Here is a 20,115-nt window from a genome sequence, read left to right as displayed (position 1 = left end):
AATTTTTCTATCCTATAACCGTTATCAAACCTCCATAAATTAACAGCATGCTTGCAAGAGCAATCCCAACAAGAACAACCTTTTTGAAGATGTTTTGCGGAATTTTATTAACAATCTTTTTACCTGTATAAGAACCTGCAATCCCAACTACTACAAGAAAAGGTACATAATAAAAAAATTGAGGTTCAAGAAGACCGTTTGCAAAATAGATGGGAATTCTGGTTGCATCAATGATAACTGCAGTTGCAGCTAATGTAGCTATATATTTGAATTTATCAAGATTATATGAGATGAGAAAAGCTCCCCTTAAAGGACCTCCAACCCCAAGTAATCCCTGCAAAAATCCAGATAAAATTCCCCCAATTATTGTGTTTATTTTTGCAGCAGCAACTTTAAAATCAGGATTTAATAGGGAATAAATGGAAAATATCAAAAGAAAAACACCCAGACAGATCTGTAAAATATCTTGAGGAACATAAATTACAAGATAAGCTCCAAGAATTGTTAAAATTATGCTGGGCAGACCGAAAAGCAGTATCAGTTTTCTGTCCAGACCATGACGAAAAAAAGTTATTGCACCCGCATTACCCGAAATATGGGAAATTGCTACCAATACAAGTGCGGTTCTAAAATCCACGAATAATAATGCAATAGGAAGAAAAATTGTCGATGTTCCAAACCCTGCCACCGTGCCTACTACTACAGACAGAAACGCGGCAACAAAAAATAGTGCTATAAATTCACCCATAGTAACCAGTTATATTTTGATTAAACTCATATAATAAATAGAACAATATTCTTATAGTTACAATTTTATAATTTAGCTTTTTAAAGTATCTAAATATAAATCTATACTGAAGAAGATGCTAGTTTTTAACAAGTTATTGTGATAAGCCTCTTTAATATATTTAGTTATCTAATTTCATTTCAAACGGTTACTCCTGGCTATTTAATTAATATCTTTTAAGATAGAACCACATTACAATCCTTTAAAATAAAAAGTCAACACTTAATTAAATAGATACTAAAAAGAGGAATATAAAATACATATATTAAAAGAATTTATTAAATATCTTTCATAAAGGATAAAAAAAATTTTTCATATCTAAATTTAATATATATAAAATTGTAACTAAGCGAAAAAAAATCCTTCAGAAAAATAAGTATTACTGAAACAATTCTATGATATGGTCTTTAAGAGAATTAGAAGCATTAAAACATACCTGAATTATATAATACTGATCCAAAAAATATTTATATGAAATTTACTATATATTACAATGCAAATTATAAAACTATTTTTAAATTAAGAGTACTTTAGGAGGTGGATGATATGGCTAACTCCAAAAGAAAAGAAACCGTTGAATCTCCCTCCCGAGGAGAACAAACTCTAGTAAAACAATCAACCAAAGAGAACGAACTTTTAAGTGGATTTGATACAATTTTCGAAGACTTTAGAAAGTCAATTGATGATTTGATGGCTCCATTTTTACCCATGAGAACATATATCCCAAAAAAAAGTGATAATCTTCCAACTAGGGTACCTTTGGTTGATGTAATAAATAAAGAGGACCAATATATTGTGAAAAGTGAACTTCCCGGTTTTAACAAGGAAGACATTAATGTCGAATTAAATAAAGACGTGTTGACCCTTAACGCAGAGAAGAAGTCAGAATTGGAAGAAAAGTCCGAAAACTATCTCCACAGAGAAAGAACTTACGCATCATGTCAGAGGACTATCAATTTCCCTGAAGAAGTTGATCCATCAAAAGTTAAAGGAACAATGAAAAATGGAGTCCTTGAACTTAAAATACCGAAAAGAGAGCTTAAACCTGAAGAGAGAATGACAAAAGTTCAGATAACTTAATCATTTTTTCCTTTAATTATTTTTTTTAATTAATTTGGTATGGTTTATTTACTCTCTAAAATTGAATTTCGTAGGTCTATTGTGTTTTATCTTAGCATTTATTGATATTTTTTGTAATACAGTTTAATTGAAATATTGTATTTCCAATTAATTGAATAAAGTACTGTTAAAATAAATTATTAACTTTTGTAATTTCATGAATAATTAATATTGTATTTTAACATTTTGAGGTGGTAAAATGTTAAAAAATGCTGAAGTTGAGAATTATTCTGGAAAAATAAGAGACTTAATTCGTCAAATATTACAAGCTGCCTTGAATTCTAATGATTTAAAAAACTTTTTAGACGAAATAGTTGAAATAGGTGCTGAAAATACAGAAGCCAAATCCTGCAGCATATTCTTATTAGAAGAGTCCGAAAATAAGAAAGGAAAAATACTAAGATTATATTCTACTTCTGGAAAAATAGGTAGGATTCTAAAAGAAGAGGAAGCAGAATATTATGTTCCTAAAAGAAACCCATTCACTAAAAAAGGTGAGGGAAAAAGAAAAATAATAGCCTATCTAAGGCGATATTTCATTGAAAAATGCAACTACAGTAAAGAAAATCTTGAAAAATATGAAAACAGCCTGTTAAAAGAAGGAAAAACATTAATAGATGCAATATGGGAAAAACAAAAATCTCTAATACATATTGTTAGAGAAATGGGTGATGATTTAGTAGAGTTGGTAGAGAAGGGAGAACTACCAATGGGAATAACTGCATACACCTTAAAATCCAAAGAATTCATACCTCCTTTACAAGGAGAAGAAATATGGGAACATCCAGAATGGAGAGGAAGTTACTGGGGCCCTCAAGAAATTTGTACTTCTATTGTTCAAGTTCCTATATTAAAAAAACATGGTGAAGAACCTGTAGGAATAATAAAAATTGAAAATCACAGATTAAGTGATTCTATAAAACAATTTAATGAATTCAATAACTCTAAAATTTACTGTTTTACTGATAGACATAATGAGATTTTAACAATTCTTGCAGATAGTATCGTAATAGCAATTCAAAACATCATATATAAGTCATATACCTATAAGAAACTGTATGGAACTGAAATATTAAAAAAGATAAATGAATTAGAAATTAAAGGTCCACAAATTAATAAGGAAATTCAAAAACAGCTAAATGAGTTTTATAGTAAACTTGAAATAGAAATTGAGGATATAGGTGGAATTGACAGAATTTATAATAGGGTGACAAAGCTTGTTAGTGATATTGCACAGGCTTTAAATCTATATGCGGTTCTGGATATCATAGATAACATTGGACCTGCCTTTGAACCACTTTTAGGGACTGATGTTAAATACAGAGAACATTTCATACATCAATTTCAGGTATTTTTATTAGGATACTATTTAATTAATGAAAAAAAATCGCTTCGCAAACAGCTTTTAAAACATTTACAGAATATAAATCCGGATTATGATTTAGAAGATGTTTTAAAAGTGTGGTTTATTACTTCAATGTTCCATGACTTTAGTTATTCGGTTGGAAAGATGGAAGGTTGGCTAAAAAACTATTTTTTAAGAGTAGCGGTGCCTTCTAAATTCAACATTAACTGGGCAGATATATTTACACAATATGAAATTGAAAAAGTTAAATTACTTGAATTAATTTCCGATAATTCAAATAAACCAAAAGATAAAATTGCAAATATCCTTAAAGACACATTTATAGAAGATCATGATCATGGGGTCATGAGCGGATTAATGCTGATGAATATATTAGATATAGAAGAAATGTTACTTAAAGAAGCCTGTTGCGCAATTGCACTACATACTGAAGTATTTTATTCTAAACTTGGGAAACTTAGAATTGACCAGTTTCCATTTGCATTTTTATTAGTATTTTGTGATAATGCTCAAGAATGGGGACGTCCTGTTATGATGAGTTTAATTCCACATGTGGATGTTAAGTTAGAAGATATCAACATTGCAGATGAAGATAAGGTTGAATTAAAACTTAGATATCAAAAATTAACATCCGAACAAAGAAGAATAATTGAAACTAACATAGCTCCATTAACAAAATACTGGTACTCAAAACCCTCACTTAAATTCAGTATTAAACTTTATGAAGATAGAGATAAAGAGCCATTTAGACATTATGTATTTCCCTATGAATAGTACAGATTTTTTTTATTTCTTTAATTTTATGCCATTTAAGAAATATAAGTTACTAGAAGTCCTATGATTTTACCTTTTGATGTATTATAAGTTTTTAAATTATTTTAATAAATATGTGTAGATCAATTCTTGTTCTAAAAGAACAAAAAACTTCAGGGAAAATTAAAGACATCTTAATACAAAGAGAAGAATATCTTTTTCATTATAAGTTGTTTTAATATCACTTTAAATTAAAAATAAAAGATGTTATCTGCAGATAACATCGAATTGGTTTTATATAATTCTGCATCTTAAAAGACGTTTAAGTTATAATTTCTTCTAATCTGTCTTCTTTTATACCATTTTTAATTTCCATAGCCATTCTACGACCCATGCTTAATGGTTCTCCGTAATAGAGATAGCTGTATGATGATCCATTCATGAAGGTGTTTGTTCCACCATCTGATCTAGCACTCATCTCAAATACAACTATTTCAAGGTTATCATTAACAAGTGTCTGCATACAGAATGGACCGTTAAATCCTGGTGGTACTAATTTTTTGGCACCTTTGGTAATCTTATCTCCAATGTCAAATGCTTGTGGAAGCAGTGATTCTCTCAAAACTACAGGGTGATTACCAGTTATAACGTAGGATGGGTCTGCACCTATATCCAGTTGATCTTTGGCAGGTACTCTTGTTAAACCATCTATAGTTGACTCATATCTGCTGTCTACACCTAGAAGTTCTACTTCGTCTTTTAATCCTGAGAAGAAATAATGAATACAATAGTTACATCCTAAAACGTATTCTTCTATGTGTGCATCTTTTATATCTTCTTCTTCGATCCATTTTCTCTCCAGCATTGCCTCAATTTTTTGATCAAATTCTTCAGTTGAGTTAGCCACGAAGTATCCTCTTCCTCCTCTGGCTCCAGGGAATTTAACCATTACTGTGCCGTCGATTTTTGCAGGATCGGTTATCTTCTGAGGAATTCTAACTCCTGATTCCGTCATCAATTTTCTTTCCAGATCCCTTTCTGCTTCCCATCTTAAAATATCTCTATTTCCAAACATAGGAACATTAAAAATAGTTTCAATATTATCCAATCCTGCATAGGCCACAAATGATCCGTGTGGGAACACTATACTGTTCAAATCCCTTAATTGTTGCTGAACATCGTCATTGACAATATCGCTAAAGTGATCAACCATTATGAGTTCATCGCAAACTCCAAAATTTTTATAAGGAACCTCCCTTCCTTTTTCACAAACTACTGCAGTTCTGAATCCTTCTGCTTGTGCTCCTTGGAACATATGTAAGGATGAATGGCTTCCTAAAGTTGCAATAGTTATATCTTCCTTATCATACCCATCCAAAACGTCAAGAATTTCCTGTCTGTTTATTTTACTCATTTCTTGAATTCCTCCTAGTGTCATGAAAGATGTTTAGTTAAATAAAGATGGATTGTTTCTAATAATTATCTTTTTCGTCTTGTTATTTTGTATGATGAGTAAGACCTTTAATAATAACATAATACTAATTATAACATTGAACATATAAAATAAGGGCTAAAATTGAAATAAAACAAGAAATTTATTAAATAATTAAATATATCATAAATCCCATATTATAACTTATAGAAACATTTTTATATTTTATTCAATTAAGTATTATTGTAGGGTGATGGAGTTCACCTTAAAATGCTTTTTTTAGCTAATGACTCCTATATTAAATTAATTTATAAGGAGGAAATCAATGTATTCAGATCCCATACCCCTAATCATGGGTCTAATCATTTTACTATCAAGCCTAATCTCTTTAAGATTAGGAATTTCAGTCGCAATAATTGAGATACTTTTAGGCGCATCATTCGGTAATTTAGGGTTCATATATCCTCAAGAATGGATGCTTTACCTTGCAAGTTTTGGAGGAATTTTATTAACATTTCTTGCAGGAACAGAAATAGATACGGATTTAATGAGGGATAAATTTAAAGAAAGCTTTTTAATTGGCTTTTTCTCATTTTTAGTTCCGTTTCTTGGAGTATTCTGTTATACATACTATTTAGTTCATTGGAACTTACAGGCTTCTTTAATTTCAGGAGTTGCATTATCAACAACATCATTAGCAGTTGTATACTCCGTATTAGTGGAAACAAACCTTTCAAAAACAGAGATAGGTAAGCTATTAATGGCATCTACTTTTATAACAGATATGGGAACTGCAATTGCTTTAAGTATTCTATTCATAACACCCACACCTTATACTGCAGCATTCATAGTTGTTTCAGTGGTTGTAATAATTTTTGCAGCTAAATTTTCACATATAGTACTCGAAAATCCAAGATTAAAAAATAAAGTAGTTGAGAGCGAAATTAAATATGTATTCGTATTATTACTTGTTTTCATGTACTTTGCAAATCTTGGAGACGGACATGCATTATTACCTGCATTCTTACTAGGACTTTTAATGTCAAAACACTTTAGGGAAACACTAAGTACACAAGAAGTAAGAAATAGGTTAAGAACCGTGGCATATGCTATAATCACCCCAATATTCTTTATTGTGGGAGGATTAAAAATCTCATTCCCATTAATTATATCTGCATTTGGTCTTTTTGCGATATTATTTGGGATCAAATTAGTCACTAAATTTGTAGGTGTATATTTCCTTGCAGAAAAGTACATTCCCAATGGTAGCATGTATACAACCCTTTTAATGAGTACATGACTTACTTTTGGAACCATAGCAAGCGTATTTGGACTAAGCTCTGGGTATATAGATCAAGTCCAGTATTCTATTCTCGTGGGAGTTGTGGTTGCCAGTGCAGTTATTCCAACGGTTATAGCTCAAAAATGGTTTATGCCCAAGCACTCTGAGGATATAGTGGATATGTAAAGTCATGATGCAATATAAATAATAGATGTATGCGAATAGGAGGGTTAGAAATTCTCAAACATGTTTTAAGATACGTACACAAGCGGGAGCATGAAGAGGGAGGTTTTACTCTTTATGAAGGTATTCCTGATGGTAAAAACACATACTATGGTTTGCGAATTCTTAAAATGTTCAATGAAGAACCATATAATAAAAAAAAGACTATTGAATGGATTAAAAATCTAAATAAAGGTAGGTTATTTGGAATTAAAGGTATATTCTATAGATTAAATGCTTTAAAAATATTTAATATGAAGACAGAAATACCTGATGAATTTGCATCTAAATTAATTAATAAAATAGCATTTACAAGCTTAGAAACAGCTTTTTTAAGCACTAATATTTTGAAATTAACAGGATATGATGATCTGCATGGTATAGCCGATTGGATTTTGTCATTTCAAAAGGAAGATGGAGGATTTGGAAGATATAGATCAGATATTATATCAACCTATTACGCCCTTGAATCCATAAATCAAATTGATTCATCTTTAATTCCAAATAAAAATACAATACTCAATTTTACTGAACAATGCAGAGCAGATAATGGAGTATTTAATTCAACGCCCATAAATTACCCGCCATATATAGAAACAATTTATGCAGGGATTAAAATTCATGAAATAATCGGTCGAAAGCTTAAAGATCAAAGCAAAATCATAAATTTTGTACTTGATCTCCAAAATGGTGATGGAGGATTTAGAAGATCAAAATACATCGGAATTTCGGAGTTGGATTACACATATAGGGCATTATACACTTTAAAGAGCTTATCCTATGACTTAAACTAAAATAGTTGCTTAAAATAGAATTATTGGAGACAAAAACCCATTAATAAAGCCAAAGATGGCTGAAATCAAAAAAATAATATGTTAAAGGAGATAATATGAATCTTTGGAAGGATTTAAAGCCGGGACCATCAATTCCTAAGGTTGTATATGCAGTTATTGAAATCCCAAAAGGTTCAAGGAATAAATACAAATATAACGTGGATAAGGGAGTATTTACGCTGGATCGAGTACTGAATTCTCCATTTCATTACCCTGTAGATTATGGTATAATTCCACAGACAGCAATTGGTGATGGGAATCCTCTGGAAATTCTAGTTTTAATGAATCAGCCCACATTCCCCGGATGCATAATTCAATGTAGACCTATTGGCGTAATAAGTATGATTGATGGAGAAAATCTTGATGATAAAATAATCGCGGTACCTGTAAACGACAATAAATTCAAGGATTTCCAAGATATTCATGATGTTCCATCGGCATTTTTAGAGGAGATAGAACATTTTTTCCGTGAATATAAAAAATTAGAAGGAAAAACTACTAAAGTGTTAGGATGTAAAAATGCTAAAAGGGCCTTTGAATCTATTAAATACTCAATAAAGCTTTATAACACAGTATTAAGTGTTAAATCCATTTTTCTAATCAAATAAGCAGAATAACTTTAAGATATGGATGAAAATGTTCAAAAAGGGGAAATTATCATACTAAATCATTTTATACAATGGAGATGGATAAATGGAGATTAATTGGGATAAAATACCCAAAACTCAGGAAGAAATGATTATAGCAGAGTATATTAAAGGCAAAATTGCCATAATTGAATTATTACTTGGCGTATATACAAAAGAGAATTTGTTAACAATTTCTTTTACGCCACCCCCTTTAAAAAGAAATTTCTACACATATGAAATAAAATACCATAAACATGGAAAAAAGCATCTTATCAATGTATGGAAGGGAATAAGAACAGGAGATGGCTTACCCGCATTATATGGCCATTTAAATGAATAAATTATAAAATAACATGAGATTAAATCATAAGGAGGAGATATAGATGAATCTTTGGAAAGATTTAAAGCCGGGACCATCGGTTCCTGAAGTTGTATATGCAGTTATTGAAATACCTAAGGGATCAAGAAATAAATATGAATATGATAAGGATATGGAAGCATTTGCATTGGACAGGGTGCTTTACTCACCATTCCATTACCCAGCAGAATATGGTATAATACCTCGAACATTATGGGATGACGGAGACCCTATGGACATTATCGTATTGATGGATCAGCCCACATTCCCTGGATGTGTAATTGAAGCCCGCCCCATCGGAATAATGAGAATGATGGACGGTGAAGACAGCGACGACAAAATATTAAGCGTACCATTAAATGATCCCAAGTACAATCATGTTAAAAGTATCGATGATTTATCAAAAGCAAAGTTAGATGAAATTGCACACTTTTTCAAGGAATACAAAACACTAGAAGGGAAAACAACTGAAGTTTTAGGATGGGAAGGTGTAGAAGCAGCAATTAAGGCTTTAAACCATTCAATAGGACTTTACAGACGAGAATTTTATTAAAAGCATGAAAGACTGCATGGATGATGAAAATAAGCGCAAGCTAGATGATCATCTGCAATATTTACATGCATACATGTTTTTATTCTTCTTAAATTATAATATACAGTGGAAGCTATATTAAACTCATAAAAATTATTTAAATGGCATATTAATTTGTAAGCTTTCATGTTTGATTGTAAAATGGAAGAATAATAACAAAAAGTAGAATATTTGTTTAATGATCAATCAATAGGGTTAGGTGGTGATGGAGTTCACCTTAAAATGCTTTTTTTAAGCTGATGACTCCTATTTAATAGTTTATAAAAGAGGTCAGCTATGTATAACTCTAAAATCATTACTAGTGAACTTTATATACTTTATAATTCTTTTATTAGTAATTATAAATTTGTACCAAGATTTATACATTTAATACCTTTTTTTATAAATTTAAAAGGTGATTAAAATAGGTAAAGATGATTTAATTTTTATTTGTTTAATTATTGTTACTTGTTTGTTATGTGGGTTACTCCATGACTTTCATTTAATTTAATTTGTTTAATATTCTCCAAAAAATATTGTAAAAGAAGGATAATAAATATGATGGAAAAAATCCCAAGACATCAAGATATCATGGGCAATAATGCCCTTAAATTCATTATCCTCATGGGGATAGTGAGCCTATTTGCGGACATGACCTATGAGGGAGCACGAAGTATAACTGGCCCATATTTAGCTATTTTAGGAGCTAGTGCAGTTACGGTAGGATTTGTAGCAGGATTAGGTGAATTGATTGGTTATATGTTGCGATTTTTATCAGGATATCTCACTGATCGTACTCGCAATTACTGGATTATCACCATGAGCGGTTATCTGATCACTATGGTAGCTGTGCCTCTTTTAGCTTTGGCTGGAAGCTGGGAATTGGCTGCAATATTGATTATTGCTGAAAGGATGGGAAAGGGCCTTCGAACACCTTCAAGAGATGTTATGTTGTCCCATGCATGCAGTCAGGTAGGTCATGGAGTTGGTTTTGGTCTGCATGAGGCTTTAGATCAAATTGGAGCAATATTGGGTCCTTTGATCGTTGCAGCTGTTCTTTTCTATTATGGAAGTTACCAGATAGGATTTGCATTTCTCTTAATGCCGGCCATACTATCTATTTTAGTACTGGTGATTTCCAGATTTCTTTATCCTCATCCCCACAATTTAGAAGTCGAAATTCCTCAGTTAGATACAAAAGGATTTAAGAGAGCTTACTGGCTATATGTAATAGCAGCATCCTTAATTGCAGCAGGTTTTGCTGACTTTGCTCTCATTGCTTACCATTTCCAGAAAACTGCCTTGGTCTCTTCAAGTTTAATACCTACCTTTTATGCGGTTGCTATGGGCGTGGATGCCATTGCAGCTCTGGTATTTGGAAAATTATTTGATAAGGTGGGATTATCCATCATGATCGTGGTGGCTTTATTTTCCTCACTCTTTGCCCCATTAGTATTTTTAGGCAATTTCTATATGGCATTCCTGGGAATAGGACTATGGGGTATAAGTATGGGGGCTCAGGAATCTATAATGAGGTCTTCAGTTGCAGTTATGTCCACTGTAAAAAGACGTGGCTCCGCATATGGCGTTTTTAATACTATTTATGGCGTTTCATGGTTCTTTGGAAGCTTATTCATAGGCATATTATACAATTTTTCTATAATATATGTGGTTATCTTCTCCGTTTTGATACAACTTATATCTATCCCATTTTTTATTTCAATATTAAAAATAAAGTAACACTATTTTTTTAGTTTGTTACATCCTATTAATTGAGAATAAATTGTGACTATGGAAAATTATATAACATCAGAAAAGTATAAAAACTGAATTATCTAATTTAAAAAAGTATATGCTCATTACGGGTGTAGTGCTATTTTGCTTGAATGCTAATTGGATTCTTGGCTGAGGATAAATTAGATTTAAATTCAAGTTTTAATAGCCACTACAATTAATGCAAAATTTGCATTACGGAATGAGCATATAAAAATTATTTACCTTCGGCTAAAACTTTCAATTTACCGTCATAAAGGTCTATTATTAAACCATGTATTGGTACATCATCAGGGATAAATGGAGACTCTTTTATTTTTTCTACTACATTTAATACGTTCTCCTCTTCACCATCAATTGCACCCATCCATTCTTTAATATCAACTTCTGAAAGTGTTTTCTCATCCACGCCCCGTGCTTTCATGGTTTCAATGAGCTTTTCGGGATCTACATTTGCCATTCCGCAGTCATAATGTCCAACAACCATGACTTCTTCAGCACCAAGAGCATAAATTGCTGCTGCAACGGATCTTATAACATCTCTGTCAACCGCGGCATTACCAGCATTCTTTATTATCTTTGCATCTCCCCTTTCAATTCCCATTGCAGGTTCCAAAAACCCTGTGAGTCTTGTATCCATGCATGTTACAATAGCTAACTTCTTCTGAGGCATGTGACTCATTTTTTTAGGTTCAAAATCTTTAACAAAATTTTCATTGGCTTCCAGTACTTCTTTAAGCATCATATTATCACCGAATGTGTTAAGTAAACCACATTCTGAAACTAAAATTACTCACAAGAGGTGATTTTGAGTGTATTAGTTTCATAAATAGAATACAATCCATTTATCGACTTTATTTTGGGGTTTACTGAATTTATAAGTTGATTAGTTTCAGTGTTTTCCATTTTTAGTTCATTTAAAAAAATATAAAAATAGTGAGTGTTTATTCCTCACTTGGTTCTTTGTCGATTATAGAAAGAGGTGGTTTCTGTTCAATGTCATATCCAGGGTGATAATCAAATTTATCCTGTATCTGGACATTTATCTTATGGAAGATTTTTGCAAGTGGAATCTCAGCAGGACACACTTCCTCACACTGTCCACAGTTAGTACAAGAATCCACCATATGCAGCATTCTTACAAAGTGGAACATTGGTGATGGTGGAAGTTCTCCTTTTCCTACCCATTCATTAGATTGTGACTCAATGGAACATTTTACACAGAAACACAGTGGACATGCTTCTCTGCAACCATAACACTTGATACATTTTTCAAATTCATCCATGTACTCGTCAAGAGAGAGTAATCCACCTTCTTCTCCGAAGTTCCTGTCTTGCCATTTGTTTGCAAGGTTTACCATTGCTTTGTCTATATTTGCACGTATCTCAATACCCTTAGGTTCAGGATCTTTTACTTTTAAAGCTCCTGCTTTTATAGCTTTATCTAAGACCTCTACGCCTTTATTTGAGAATACTTCAACAAAGGTTGCTTTACCAGCCATAGGACCTACAACACCCCAGTTACCCATGGCAAGGTCTGACATTACAGGTATGTTGTTTTCACATCTTCTACAGTTTGTTCTTCGGCCGAATCCTTCATCTTCCAGTTCATCAATACTGAGTTCCTTTTCTTCATTATCTGCAGTTTCTATGATTAAGTTACCTTTGGCAATTTCTTCTTTAACAACAGCATCAGGGTCGATTTCGTAGAATTTTTCTATCATTTCACGAGCCTGAACTGGAGGTAAAGTTCCACCACAGTTAACTCCAATCATTATAACATTATCTCTTTCTATCTGATTTCTTTTCATGAGCTCTACAATGGTCATTGCATCGCAAGGCTTGGTTGTAACAGCAATTTTCATATCTTTTGCGCCTTTGAGATACTTATTAAGCGTTTTAGCGATGTTTAATGTACCGCAGTGTAGAGAACCTGCTGATTCTATGACTTTCTCTGGGTCAGTTATTAAAGTAGGTACTGCATCATAAAGGTCTGCACCCTTCTTAACAGCTAAAACTGCATCTACAATACCATCTTCAAGTAAGAATTTCATTATGGATGTTACAGCTCCACCGCACTCTCCACTTTCAGCTATCTCATCATCTGGAGACCATGCATAATACATATCATTTACTTTAACCATTTAATCACCCGATCTCCGCTTTATTTTTTCTCCAAGAGAAAGGACCAAGTTCTTTTACCTTATCACTTACCATCCGCATTGCATTGGCGAATTTTTCACCTTCTGATGCAGATATCCAATCAAGATAAAATCTTCCTTCCTCAATTCCAATGGTATCCATAACTGTTTTTAGAGCTTTTATTCTACGATCACAGGCATAATTTCCTCTGTCGTAGTGGCAATCTCCAAAGTGGCATCCTGCGACCATTACTCCGTCTGCTCCCTCGTCAAACGCTTTTAAGACAAATAGAGGATTTATTCTTCCAGAACACATCACTCTTATTATTCGCACGTTTGGAGGATATTGCATCCTTGCGGTACCTGCAGTGTCTGCTCCACCGTATGAACACCAGTTACAACAAAAAACTATTATTTTAGGTTCCCATCCCATAATATCTTCTCCTGGTATTTTTATACAATTCATTTATTTTCTTAACGTTGAACATGAAAAATTTAATTTGAAGTGAGGATATCCTCACTTCTTATCTCTCTTACACTCTCCAGTTATTTACTGGGCATTGGGAAGTAAGAAAGCGGTGGTTTTGTTTCATCCATTCCTCTGATGTATCCATAGTCTTCCTGTAGTTTAGAGTTTATTTCATGTGCGATTTTTGCAAGTGGAATCTCACCAGGACACACTTCCTCACACTGTCCACAATTAGTACAGGAATCTACCATATGAACCAATCTTTCCAGATGGAACATTGGTGATGGTGGAAGTTCACCTTTAGATACCCATTCAGGACCATTGGCCTCCAATGTACATTCAGCACAGTAACAGAGAGGACATGCTTCTCTACAACCGAAGCATTTTATACATTTGCTAAGTTCGTTCTGATATCGTGCTACAATGGTAAGGAGGTCTCCACCATTTTCTTGGAAGTCTTTACCCTGCCATTTTTTAGCAAGGTTTACCATTGCTTTGTCTATATTTGCACGTATCTCAATACCCTTAGGTATAGGATCCTGTACATCTAAAGCTCCAGATTCAATGGCTTTTTCCAAGATGTCTGCACCTTTTTCAGAAAATACTTCAACAAAGGTTGCTTTACCAGCTAGAGGTCCTATAACACCCCAGTTACCCAAAGCTAAGTCTGCCATTTTAGGTATGTTGGTTTCGCATCTTCTACAGTTTGTTCTTCGGCCGAATCCTTCATCTTCCAGTTCATCTACACTTATTTCTTTTTCCTCATCTGCTGTTTCAATGATTAAATTACCTTTGGCAATTTCTTCTTTGATAACAGTTTCTGGATCCAGTTTGTAGATTTTTTCTATCATTTCAATAGTCTGAACTGGAGGTAAAGTTCCACCACAGTTTAATCCAACCATCACAACGTTTTCTTCATTAACCTTATCTTTTTTCATAAGTTCTCTGAGTGTCATTGCATCACATGGTTTTGTGGTGACAGCTATTTTAATATCTTCTGCACCCTTGAGGTATTTAGAAACGACTTTTGCCATGTTTAATGTACCGCAGTGTAGAGAACCTGCTGATTCTATGACTTTCTCTGGGTCAGTTATTAAAGTAGGTACTGCATCATAAAGGTCTGCACCCTTCTTAACAGCTAAAACTGCATCTACAATACCATCTTCAAGTAAAAACTTTAGTACGGTTGTTACTGCTCCTCCGCATTCTCCGCTCTCTGCTATTTCCTCATTGCTTGACAATGCATAATATTTGTCGTTTACTTGAACCATGTGATCACCCCTATTTACCTACATCGTAAGCACTTTTTGGAGTTACTTCTGGCATTTTTACTGCAGGATCTAATTTTGTAACGCTTGCTGCAGATACTTTAAATTCTGGCATTTTAGCTGCAGGATCTAATGCTGCCCCGCTGGTGAGCATGTTTGCTGCACATTCTACAAAGTGGAATGGTATGAATATTACTCCTTTCATGATGTCTGGAGTAACTTTTGCCTTGATTGTAACTTCTCCACGGCGTGTTTTAACGCTTACGAATTCTTTATCTTTTATACCAAGTTCAGCAGCATCTTCTGGGTTGATTTCAACAAAACCTGTTGGAACTTCATTGTCCAATGTCTCTGATCTTCTGGTCATACTACCAGTGTGCCAGTGGAACAGCATACGTCCAGTTGTGAGTGTAAATGGATATTCTTCATCTGGAAGCTCAGCAGCTGGAATAAACTCGATTGGCATGAGTACTCCAAGCCCATCTGGAGTTGCAAATTGTTCTCCCCAGAGTATAGGAGTTCCTGGGTGTTCTTCATCTGGACATGGCCAGTGCAGTGCTTCTGGTTTTTCCAGTCTTTCTTTGTTCATACCTGCATATTGAGGTGTAACTGTTCTTACTTCTTCAAATACATCCTGTGGTGAGTCAAAGTTGAATAAATCAGATCCCATTTTCTTTGCAACATCACAGAGTATTTCCCAATCAGGTTTTGCTTCACCTGGTGAGTCAACTGCTTTTCTTATGTATTGCACACGTCTTTCTGTACTTGTGAATGTTCCATCTTTTTCAGCCCATGAAGCTCCAGGAAGTACTACATCTGCTAATTCAGCTGTTTCTGTTAAGAAAATATCCTGCACAACTAAAAAGTCCAAGTTTTCAAGAGATTCCTTAACATGCTGAATGTCAGGGTCTGAGATCATTGGGTTTTCACCCATTATGTACATACCTTTAATATCTCCATTATGCGCTGCGTTCATCATTTCAACTACAGTAAGCCCTGGTTTACATCCTAAGTCGCTGCATCCCCATGCGCAAGTCATTTTCTCTGCCATTTCTTCTTCTATGACTTTTTGATATCCAGGGTACACAACAGGGAGCGCTCCCATGTCACATGCACCCTGAACGTTGTTTTGACCTCTTAGTGGGTTAACTCCAGTTCCTGGCCTTCCAATGTTACCTGTAATCATTGCAAGGTTGGATGTGGACATAACGTTGTCTGTACCTGTGTGGTGTTGAGTTATACCCATGGAGTAGATAATACCTGCATTATCTGCGTTTGCATACATTCTTGCAGCTTCTTTAATTAACTCTGCTGGTGTTTCAGTTATTTCTGATACCTTTTCAGGAGGATATTTCATGACAACTTCTTTCAGTTCTTCAAAGTTCTTTGTCCTTTTTTCTATGAACTCTTTGTCTTCAAGCCCTTCTGAAATTATTACATTCATCATAGCATTCATTAATGCCACGTCTGTTCCAGATTTAAATGGTACGTATAAATCAGCTTTTTTTGCAGAAGGTGTAAATCTTGGATCTGCAACAATTAATTTTGCTCCAGCAGCTTTTGCCTGTAAGACTCTTCTCCACATTAGAGGGTGCTGTTCCAGGGTGTTAGATCCGATTATGAATATAACATCCGCGAATTGTATACTCTTAAGGTGGTTGGTCATAGCCCCTGATCCAAAGGTCTGGGCAAGTCCTGCAACTGTAGGACCGTGACATAACCTTGCACAGTGGTCTATGTTGTGTGTTCCTATTACGGTACGCACAAGTTTCTGCATTAAGTAGTTTTCCTCATTTGTACATCTTGCTGATGAAAGGAACGCAAGAGCTTCTGGATCTACGCTTTTTATTTCATTTAGTTTGGATGCAACCATGTCTAAAGCTTCATCCCATGTTGCTTCCCTAAACTTACCATTTTCTTTTATCAAAGGTGTGGTTAACCTGTCAGGTCTGTGAACAAATTCATATGAAAAATTACCCTTTGGACACAATTTTCCTTCATTTACAGGGTTTCTTTTCCATGGTTCGACACCTTCAAGTTTTCCGTCTACACTTACTAAATTAAATCCACAACCACATCCACAGTATGGACATGTAGTTGGAGTATATTGGATATCCATTGTTTACCTCCTTTTATTAAGAATAAATATACGATATTGATAGTGAATTTTTTATAGTCGTTTATTTTGAATTTTTATTACCCATAATCAAAGTAAACGCGCTGCTGATATTTTCCCCTTAATTCTTATCTTAAAATTTAAGTGTATCCTTCTTTTTCAGTCGAAAAAAATAAAAATGAAAAATGGAAGGATTGATAAGACCTTACCATTTTATTTAGCTTTAGCTTCAGCTGGAGCTTCTGCTTTTGGCTTTGCTGTTCCTCTTAGATAGGTCCACCAGTAAATCATAGCTACAAATACTGCTCCACCTATGATGTTACCAATGGTTACTGGTATCATATTGTTTATGAAGAATTGTGCCCATGTAACTTCGCCGCCGAGGAATATTCCCACAGGTATGAAGAACATATTTGCTACACTGTGCTCAAATCCTATTGCAACGAAAGCGAATATTGGGAACCATATTCCAAGTATTTTACCAATAATATCATCTGAGGCAATAGCCAAGTAAACAGCTAAACATACAAGCCAATTACAACCTACAGCTCTCCAGAATGCTTGAGTCCATGTTATAGATTTAACGGTTTTACCTGCTGCTACAAATGATGCTCCGCCGAGAGATTTGGTTTTAGCTATTGTTATTGCTGCAGCTTCCCATGGTGGTGCTGCTAAAATACCTGTAGCCACTGCTAAGAAGTATGCTACAAAAAGAGCACCTACAAGGTTGAAAACCCAGCTTCCTATCCAGTTTCGGAGAAGGCCCACAATACTTGCCTCTCCTTGAAGTACACCTAAAGGCATGTACATACAGTTTCCTGTAAACAGTTCGGAACCGGCTATAACGACCAGCATCAATCCGACTGGGAACACTGCACCAAAGACTAGCTTATTTATTCCTACTGGAGCACCTGCCGCTACTAGACCTCCTGTAACGACTTCGGCTAAAAGACCTCCAAAAGCAATGTATGCACCTGCTAAAAAGCTTAAAATTAGCAAATTACTTAAAGGAGCGGTTTCCTTTAGAGCTGCTATACCTACACATGCTTTTGCTGTGTCTGCAGGTGACTTAAAAGATGATGCCATCTATTCGACCTCCTTTTTATATCTTATGTACATGAATATTCATGAAAGTTATTCAAGATATATTATAAATATTAATGAAAGTCTTCATGAAACCCATAATTAATCTCAATTTATCCTATTAATTATTAAGATTTCACGAATTATCATGAATATTCATGAATATTCATATTAAGTGATAATATTCACAGAATATAAAATATTGTTAGAAAAACAAATCGAAAAATTTATAAATGACATGTATTTACATACTTGTCGGTTAGAGGCTTGAGCAAACTCATAATAAAAAAATATTGAATCTAAATGTTTTAACATAAATCATATTATTTATTTAAATAATAATAAAATGAATAATGTAAAATTAAAAATAAAAAGGAACTATATTATTCTTTTCCATATATTTGTTCACGTATTTTTCTTTTAATTTCTTCTTCATCCTGTCCAATTATGTGATCGTGTATCTCTTTTTGCATTACCTCATCAGCTTTACCATAAATTTGTTCTTTTATATCTTCGCTGATTTCTTCGTCTTCTTTTCCATATACCTGATTTTTTATCTCTTCATCAATTTTTAGTTCACACATTCCTATTATATGATCAAATAACTTTTCTTGAAGCTCATCCTCTAACTCACATTTCATGTGGGCTTCCAATTGTTCATTATAAGATTTTTTCAAATTAATTTTAGCCTGTTCCTTTATTTCCTTTGCTGTTTTTTCTGACATGTTATAACCCCTATTCTTTGATATTTAAAATCTATTTTAATATTTATAAATCTTTTTATTTATTATTGATGTTTAATAGAAAGAAAAAAAGTATTACAAAAAATGGAGATTAAATAAAAATCAAAAAGAATAAACAATTAACTATAAATGCTGACTATTTATTCAGTAGTTCCTCCAGATCAAATGATAATTCCCTAGAAATCTCTACAAGTTGTTCATACAGCCTATCATCAACTTGAATCCCATCATCTCTAGCTTTCTTAATATTCAATACTTCCATATCGCCAGGAATAAAAATTGTATCTCCAGAACCTTTAATTTCCTCAACCAGGTTATCTACTTCTTCTTTAAATTCATTGATATCTACAAACTTTGAAGGATCTATTGCCATCATCAAATCTCCTTTAGTGCATATCTGTTCAGGATTTGCTGTTCCTGTCACAGCTTTGCCTGCTGCTGCCCTTACAAGAGGTCCTGCAAGAATTTCAATCATAAAGGATAGTGCATAGCCTTTATGCGCCCCAAATGGTAAAATTGAACCTTTAAGAGCTGCTTCAGGATCTATTGTAGGATTTCCTTCAGCATCAAGAGCTACGTTTTCAGGAATTTTCTGACCCTTACGTATAGCTTCAATAAGTTTACCCCTTGCTGATGCAGATGTTGCCATATCCACTGAAATATAATACTTATCTGATGGAATGCCAATTGCAATTGGGTTTGTTCCTAGAATAGGCTCTTTACCACCTATAGGGGCTACTGCAGGTTCAGTATTTGCTATTACAAGCCCGATCATGTCTTCCATAATAGCCATATCAGAATAATATCCTGCTACTCCAAAATGATTTGAGTCATGTACCCCTACAATTCCAATTCCTGTTTCCCTTGCTTTTTCAATTGCAATTTTCATCGCTTTATAAGCAACAACATGACCAAATATGTGATTTCCATTTATAATTGCCATGGCAGGGGTTTCTTTTTCAATTTCTATTTCTGCATCTGTAACTATGGTTCCAAATTTAAGTCCCTTAACATATTGGGGGAATCTACCCAGTCCATGAGATGAAAAACCCTTGAGATTTGCATCTACAGTCACATCAGCGACGATTTCTGCATGTTCTGCTGGAACATCCATTCTTGTAAGAATTTCAATAATTATAGATCTTTCCTGTTCAGCTTTTATATTCATCT

Annotated in this window: 18 protein-coding genes and 2 riboswitches; of the genes, 8 read left to right on the top strand and 10 right to left on the bottom strand. The window is 33.8% G+C overall.

Annotation, left to right across the window (positions count from 1 at the left end; genetic code table 11):
- Window positions 1-7: 7 nt before the first annotated feature.
- Window positions 8-748 (bottom strand): sulfite exporter TauE/SafE family protein, encoded by a 741-nt coding sequence (locus tag QMD61_08550; GenBank protein MDI6724681.1) that lies wholly within the window; start codon window positions 746-748, stop codon window positions 8-10.
- Window positions 749-1,333: 585 nt separating this feature from the next.
- Between QMD61_08550 and QMD61_08545 the strand changes: the two genes are divergently transcribed.
- Together QMD61_08545 and QMD61_08540 are read left to right on the top strand one after the other, a co-directional pair.
- Entirely contained in the window at window positions 1,334-1,867 is a 534-nt protein-coding gene (locus QMD61_08545; GenBank protein MDI6724680.1) for an Hsp20/alpha crystallin family protein, read from the top strand.
- A 238-nt stretch (window positions 1,868-2,105) separates the two neighbouring features.
- Entirely contained in the window at window positions 2,106-4,046 is a 1,941-nt protein-coding gene (locus QMD61_08540; protein ID MDI6724679.1) for a hypothetical protein, read from the top strand.
- 301 nt (window positions 4,047-4,347) lie between these two features.
- Here the strand turns inward: QMD61_08540 and QMD61_08535 are convergent, their stop codons facing one another.
- The gene (locus QMD61_08535; protein MDI6724678.1) at window positions 4,348-5,439 is read right to left on the bottom strand and encodes a formate--phosphoribosylaminoimidazolecarboxamide ligase; all 1,092 of its coding nucleotides are present in this window, start codon (window positions 5,437-5,439) and stop codon (window positions 4,348-4,350) included.
- 258 nt (window positions 5,440-5,697) lie between these two features.
- A riboswitch (Fluoride riboswitch) is annotated at window positions 5,698-5,760 on the top strand.
- Window positions 5,761-5,782: 22 nt separating this feature from the next.
- Between QMD61_08535 and QMD61_08530 the strand changes: the two genes are divergently transcribed.
- From QMD61_08530 to QMD61_08505, 6 genes are all read left to right on the top strand, one after another.
- Window positions 5,783-6,757: a cation:proton antiporter gene (locus QMD61_08530; GenBank protein MDI6724677.1), complete on the top strand. Its 975-nt coding sequence runs from the start codon at window positions 5,783-5,785 to the stop codon at window positions 6,755-6,757.
- Between the two features lie 197 nt (window positions 6,758-6,954).
- Window positions 6,955-7,755, top strand: a complete 801-nt coding sequence (locus QMD61_08525) for a prenyltransferase/squalene oxidase repeat-containing protein (GenBank protein MDI6724676.1) — start codon at window positions 6,955-6,957, stop codon at window positions 7,753-7,755.
- Window positions 7,756-7,850: 95 nt separating this feature from the next.
- On the top strand, window positions 7,851-8,402 hold the full coding sequence (locus tag QMD61_08520; GenBank protein MDI6724675.1) for an inorganic diphosphatase: 552 nt from the start codon (window positions 7,851-7,853) through the stop codon (window positions 8,400-8,402).
- 85 nt (window positions 8,403-8,487) lie between these two features.
- On the top strand, window positions 8,488-8,763 hold the full coding sequence (locus QMD61_08515) for a hypothetical protein (protein MDI6724674.1): 276 nt from the start codon (window positions 8,488-8,490) through the stop codon (window positions 8,761-8,763).
- Between the two features lie 43 nt (window positions 8,764-8,806).
- A complete protein-coding gene (locus tag QMD61_08510) occupies window positions 8,807-9,334 on the top strand; it encodes an inorganic diphosphatase (protein ID MDI6724673.1) in 528 nt (175 codons plus the stop codon).
- A 231-nt stretch (window positions 9,335-9,565) separates the two neighbouring features.
- Window positions 9,566-9,629: riboswitch (Fluoride riboswitch) on the top strand.
- A gap of 281 nt (window positions 9,630-9,910) precedes the next feature.
- A complete protein-coding gene (locus QMD61_08505; GenBank protein ID MDI6724672.1) occupies window positions 9,911-11,092 on the top strand; it encodes an MFS transporter in 1,182 nt (393 codons plus the stop codon).
- Window positions 11,093-11,342: 250 nt separating this feature from the next.
- Here the strand turns inward: QMD61_08505 and QMD61_08500 are convergent, their stop codons facing one another.
- The 8 genes from QMD61_08500 to comC all read right to left on the bottom strand — a co-directional run bounded on the left by QMD61_08500 (window position 11,343) and on the right by comC (window position 20,113).
- Window positions 11,343-11,870 carry a carbonic anhydrase gene (locus tag QMD61_08500; protein MDI6724671.1) on the bottom strand — a complete coding sequence of 176 codons (528 nt, stop codon included), beginning with the start codon at window positions 11,868-11,870 and terminating at the stop codon, window positions 11,343-11,345.
- Between the two features lie 199 nt (window positions 11,871-12,069).
- Window positions 12,070-13,269 carry a Coenzyme F420 hydrogenase/dehydrogenase, beta subunit C-terminal domain gene (locus QMD61_08495; protein MDI6724670.1) on the bottom strand — a complete coding sequence of 400 codons (1,200 nt, stop codon included), beginning with the start codon at window positions 13,267-13,269 and terminating at the stop codon, window positions 12,070-12,072.
- A 4-nt stretch (window positions 13,270-13,273) separates the two neighbouring features.
- On the bottom strand, window positions 13,274-13,699 hold the full coding sequence (locus QMD61_08490) for a hydrogenase iron-sulfur subunit (protein ID MDI6724669.1): 426 nt from the start codon (window positions 13,697-13,699) through the stop codon (window positions 13,274-13,276).
- Between the two features lie 113 nt (window positions 13,700-13,812).
- The gene (locus QMD61_08485) at window positions 13,813-15,006 is read right to left on the bottom strand and encodes a Coenzyme F420 hydrogenase/dehydrogenase, beta subunit C-terminal domain (protein ID MDI6724668.1); all 1,194 of its coding nucleotides are present in this window, start codon (window positions 15,004-15,006) and stop codon (window positions 13,813-13,815) included.
- 10 nt (window positions 15,007-15,016) lie between these two features.
- Window positions 15,017-17,122, bottom strand: a complete 2,106-nt coding sequence (gene fdhF, locus QMD61_08480) for a formate dehydrogenase subunit alpha (GenBank protein ID MDI6724667.1) — start codon at window positions 17,120-17,122, stop codon at window positions 15,017-15,019.
- Between the two features lie 210 nt (window positions 17,123-17,332).
- On the bottom strand, window positions 17,333-18,205 hold the full coding sequence (locus QMD61_08475) for a formate/nitrite transporter family protein (GenBank protein MDI6724666.1): 873 nt from the start codon (window positions 18,203-18,205) through the stop codon (window positions 17,333-17,335).
- A 380-nt stretch (window positions 18,206-18,585) separates the two neighbouring features.
- Window positions 18,586-18,927, bottom strand: a complete 342-nt coding sequence (locus tag QMD61_08470) for a hypothetical protein (protein MDI6724665.1) — start codon at window positions 18,925-18,927, stop codon at window positions 18,586-18,588.
- 154 nt (window positions 18,928-19,081) lie between these two features.
- On the bottom strand, window positions 19,082-20,113 hold the full coding sequence (gene comC, locus QMD61_08465) for an L-sulfolactate dehydrogenase (GenBank protein MDI6724664.1): 1,032 nt from the start codon (window positions 20,111-20,113) through the stop codon (window positions 19,082-19,084).
- Window positions 20,114-20,115 lie beyond the last annotated feature (2 nt).

This window comes from Methanobacterium sp., assembly GCA_030017655.1.
Taxonomy (GTDB): Archaea; Methanobacteriota; Methanobacteria; order Methanobacteriales; family Methanobacteriaceae; genus Methanobacterium_D.
This window is presented reverse-complemented; position numbering and strand designations above follow the sequence as displayed.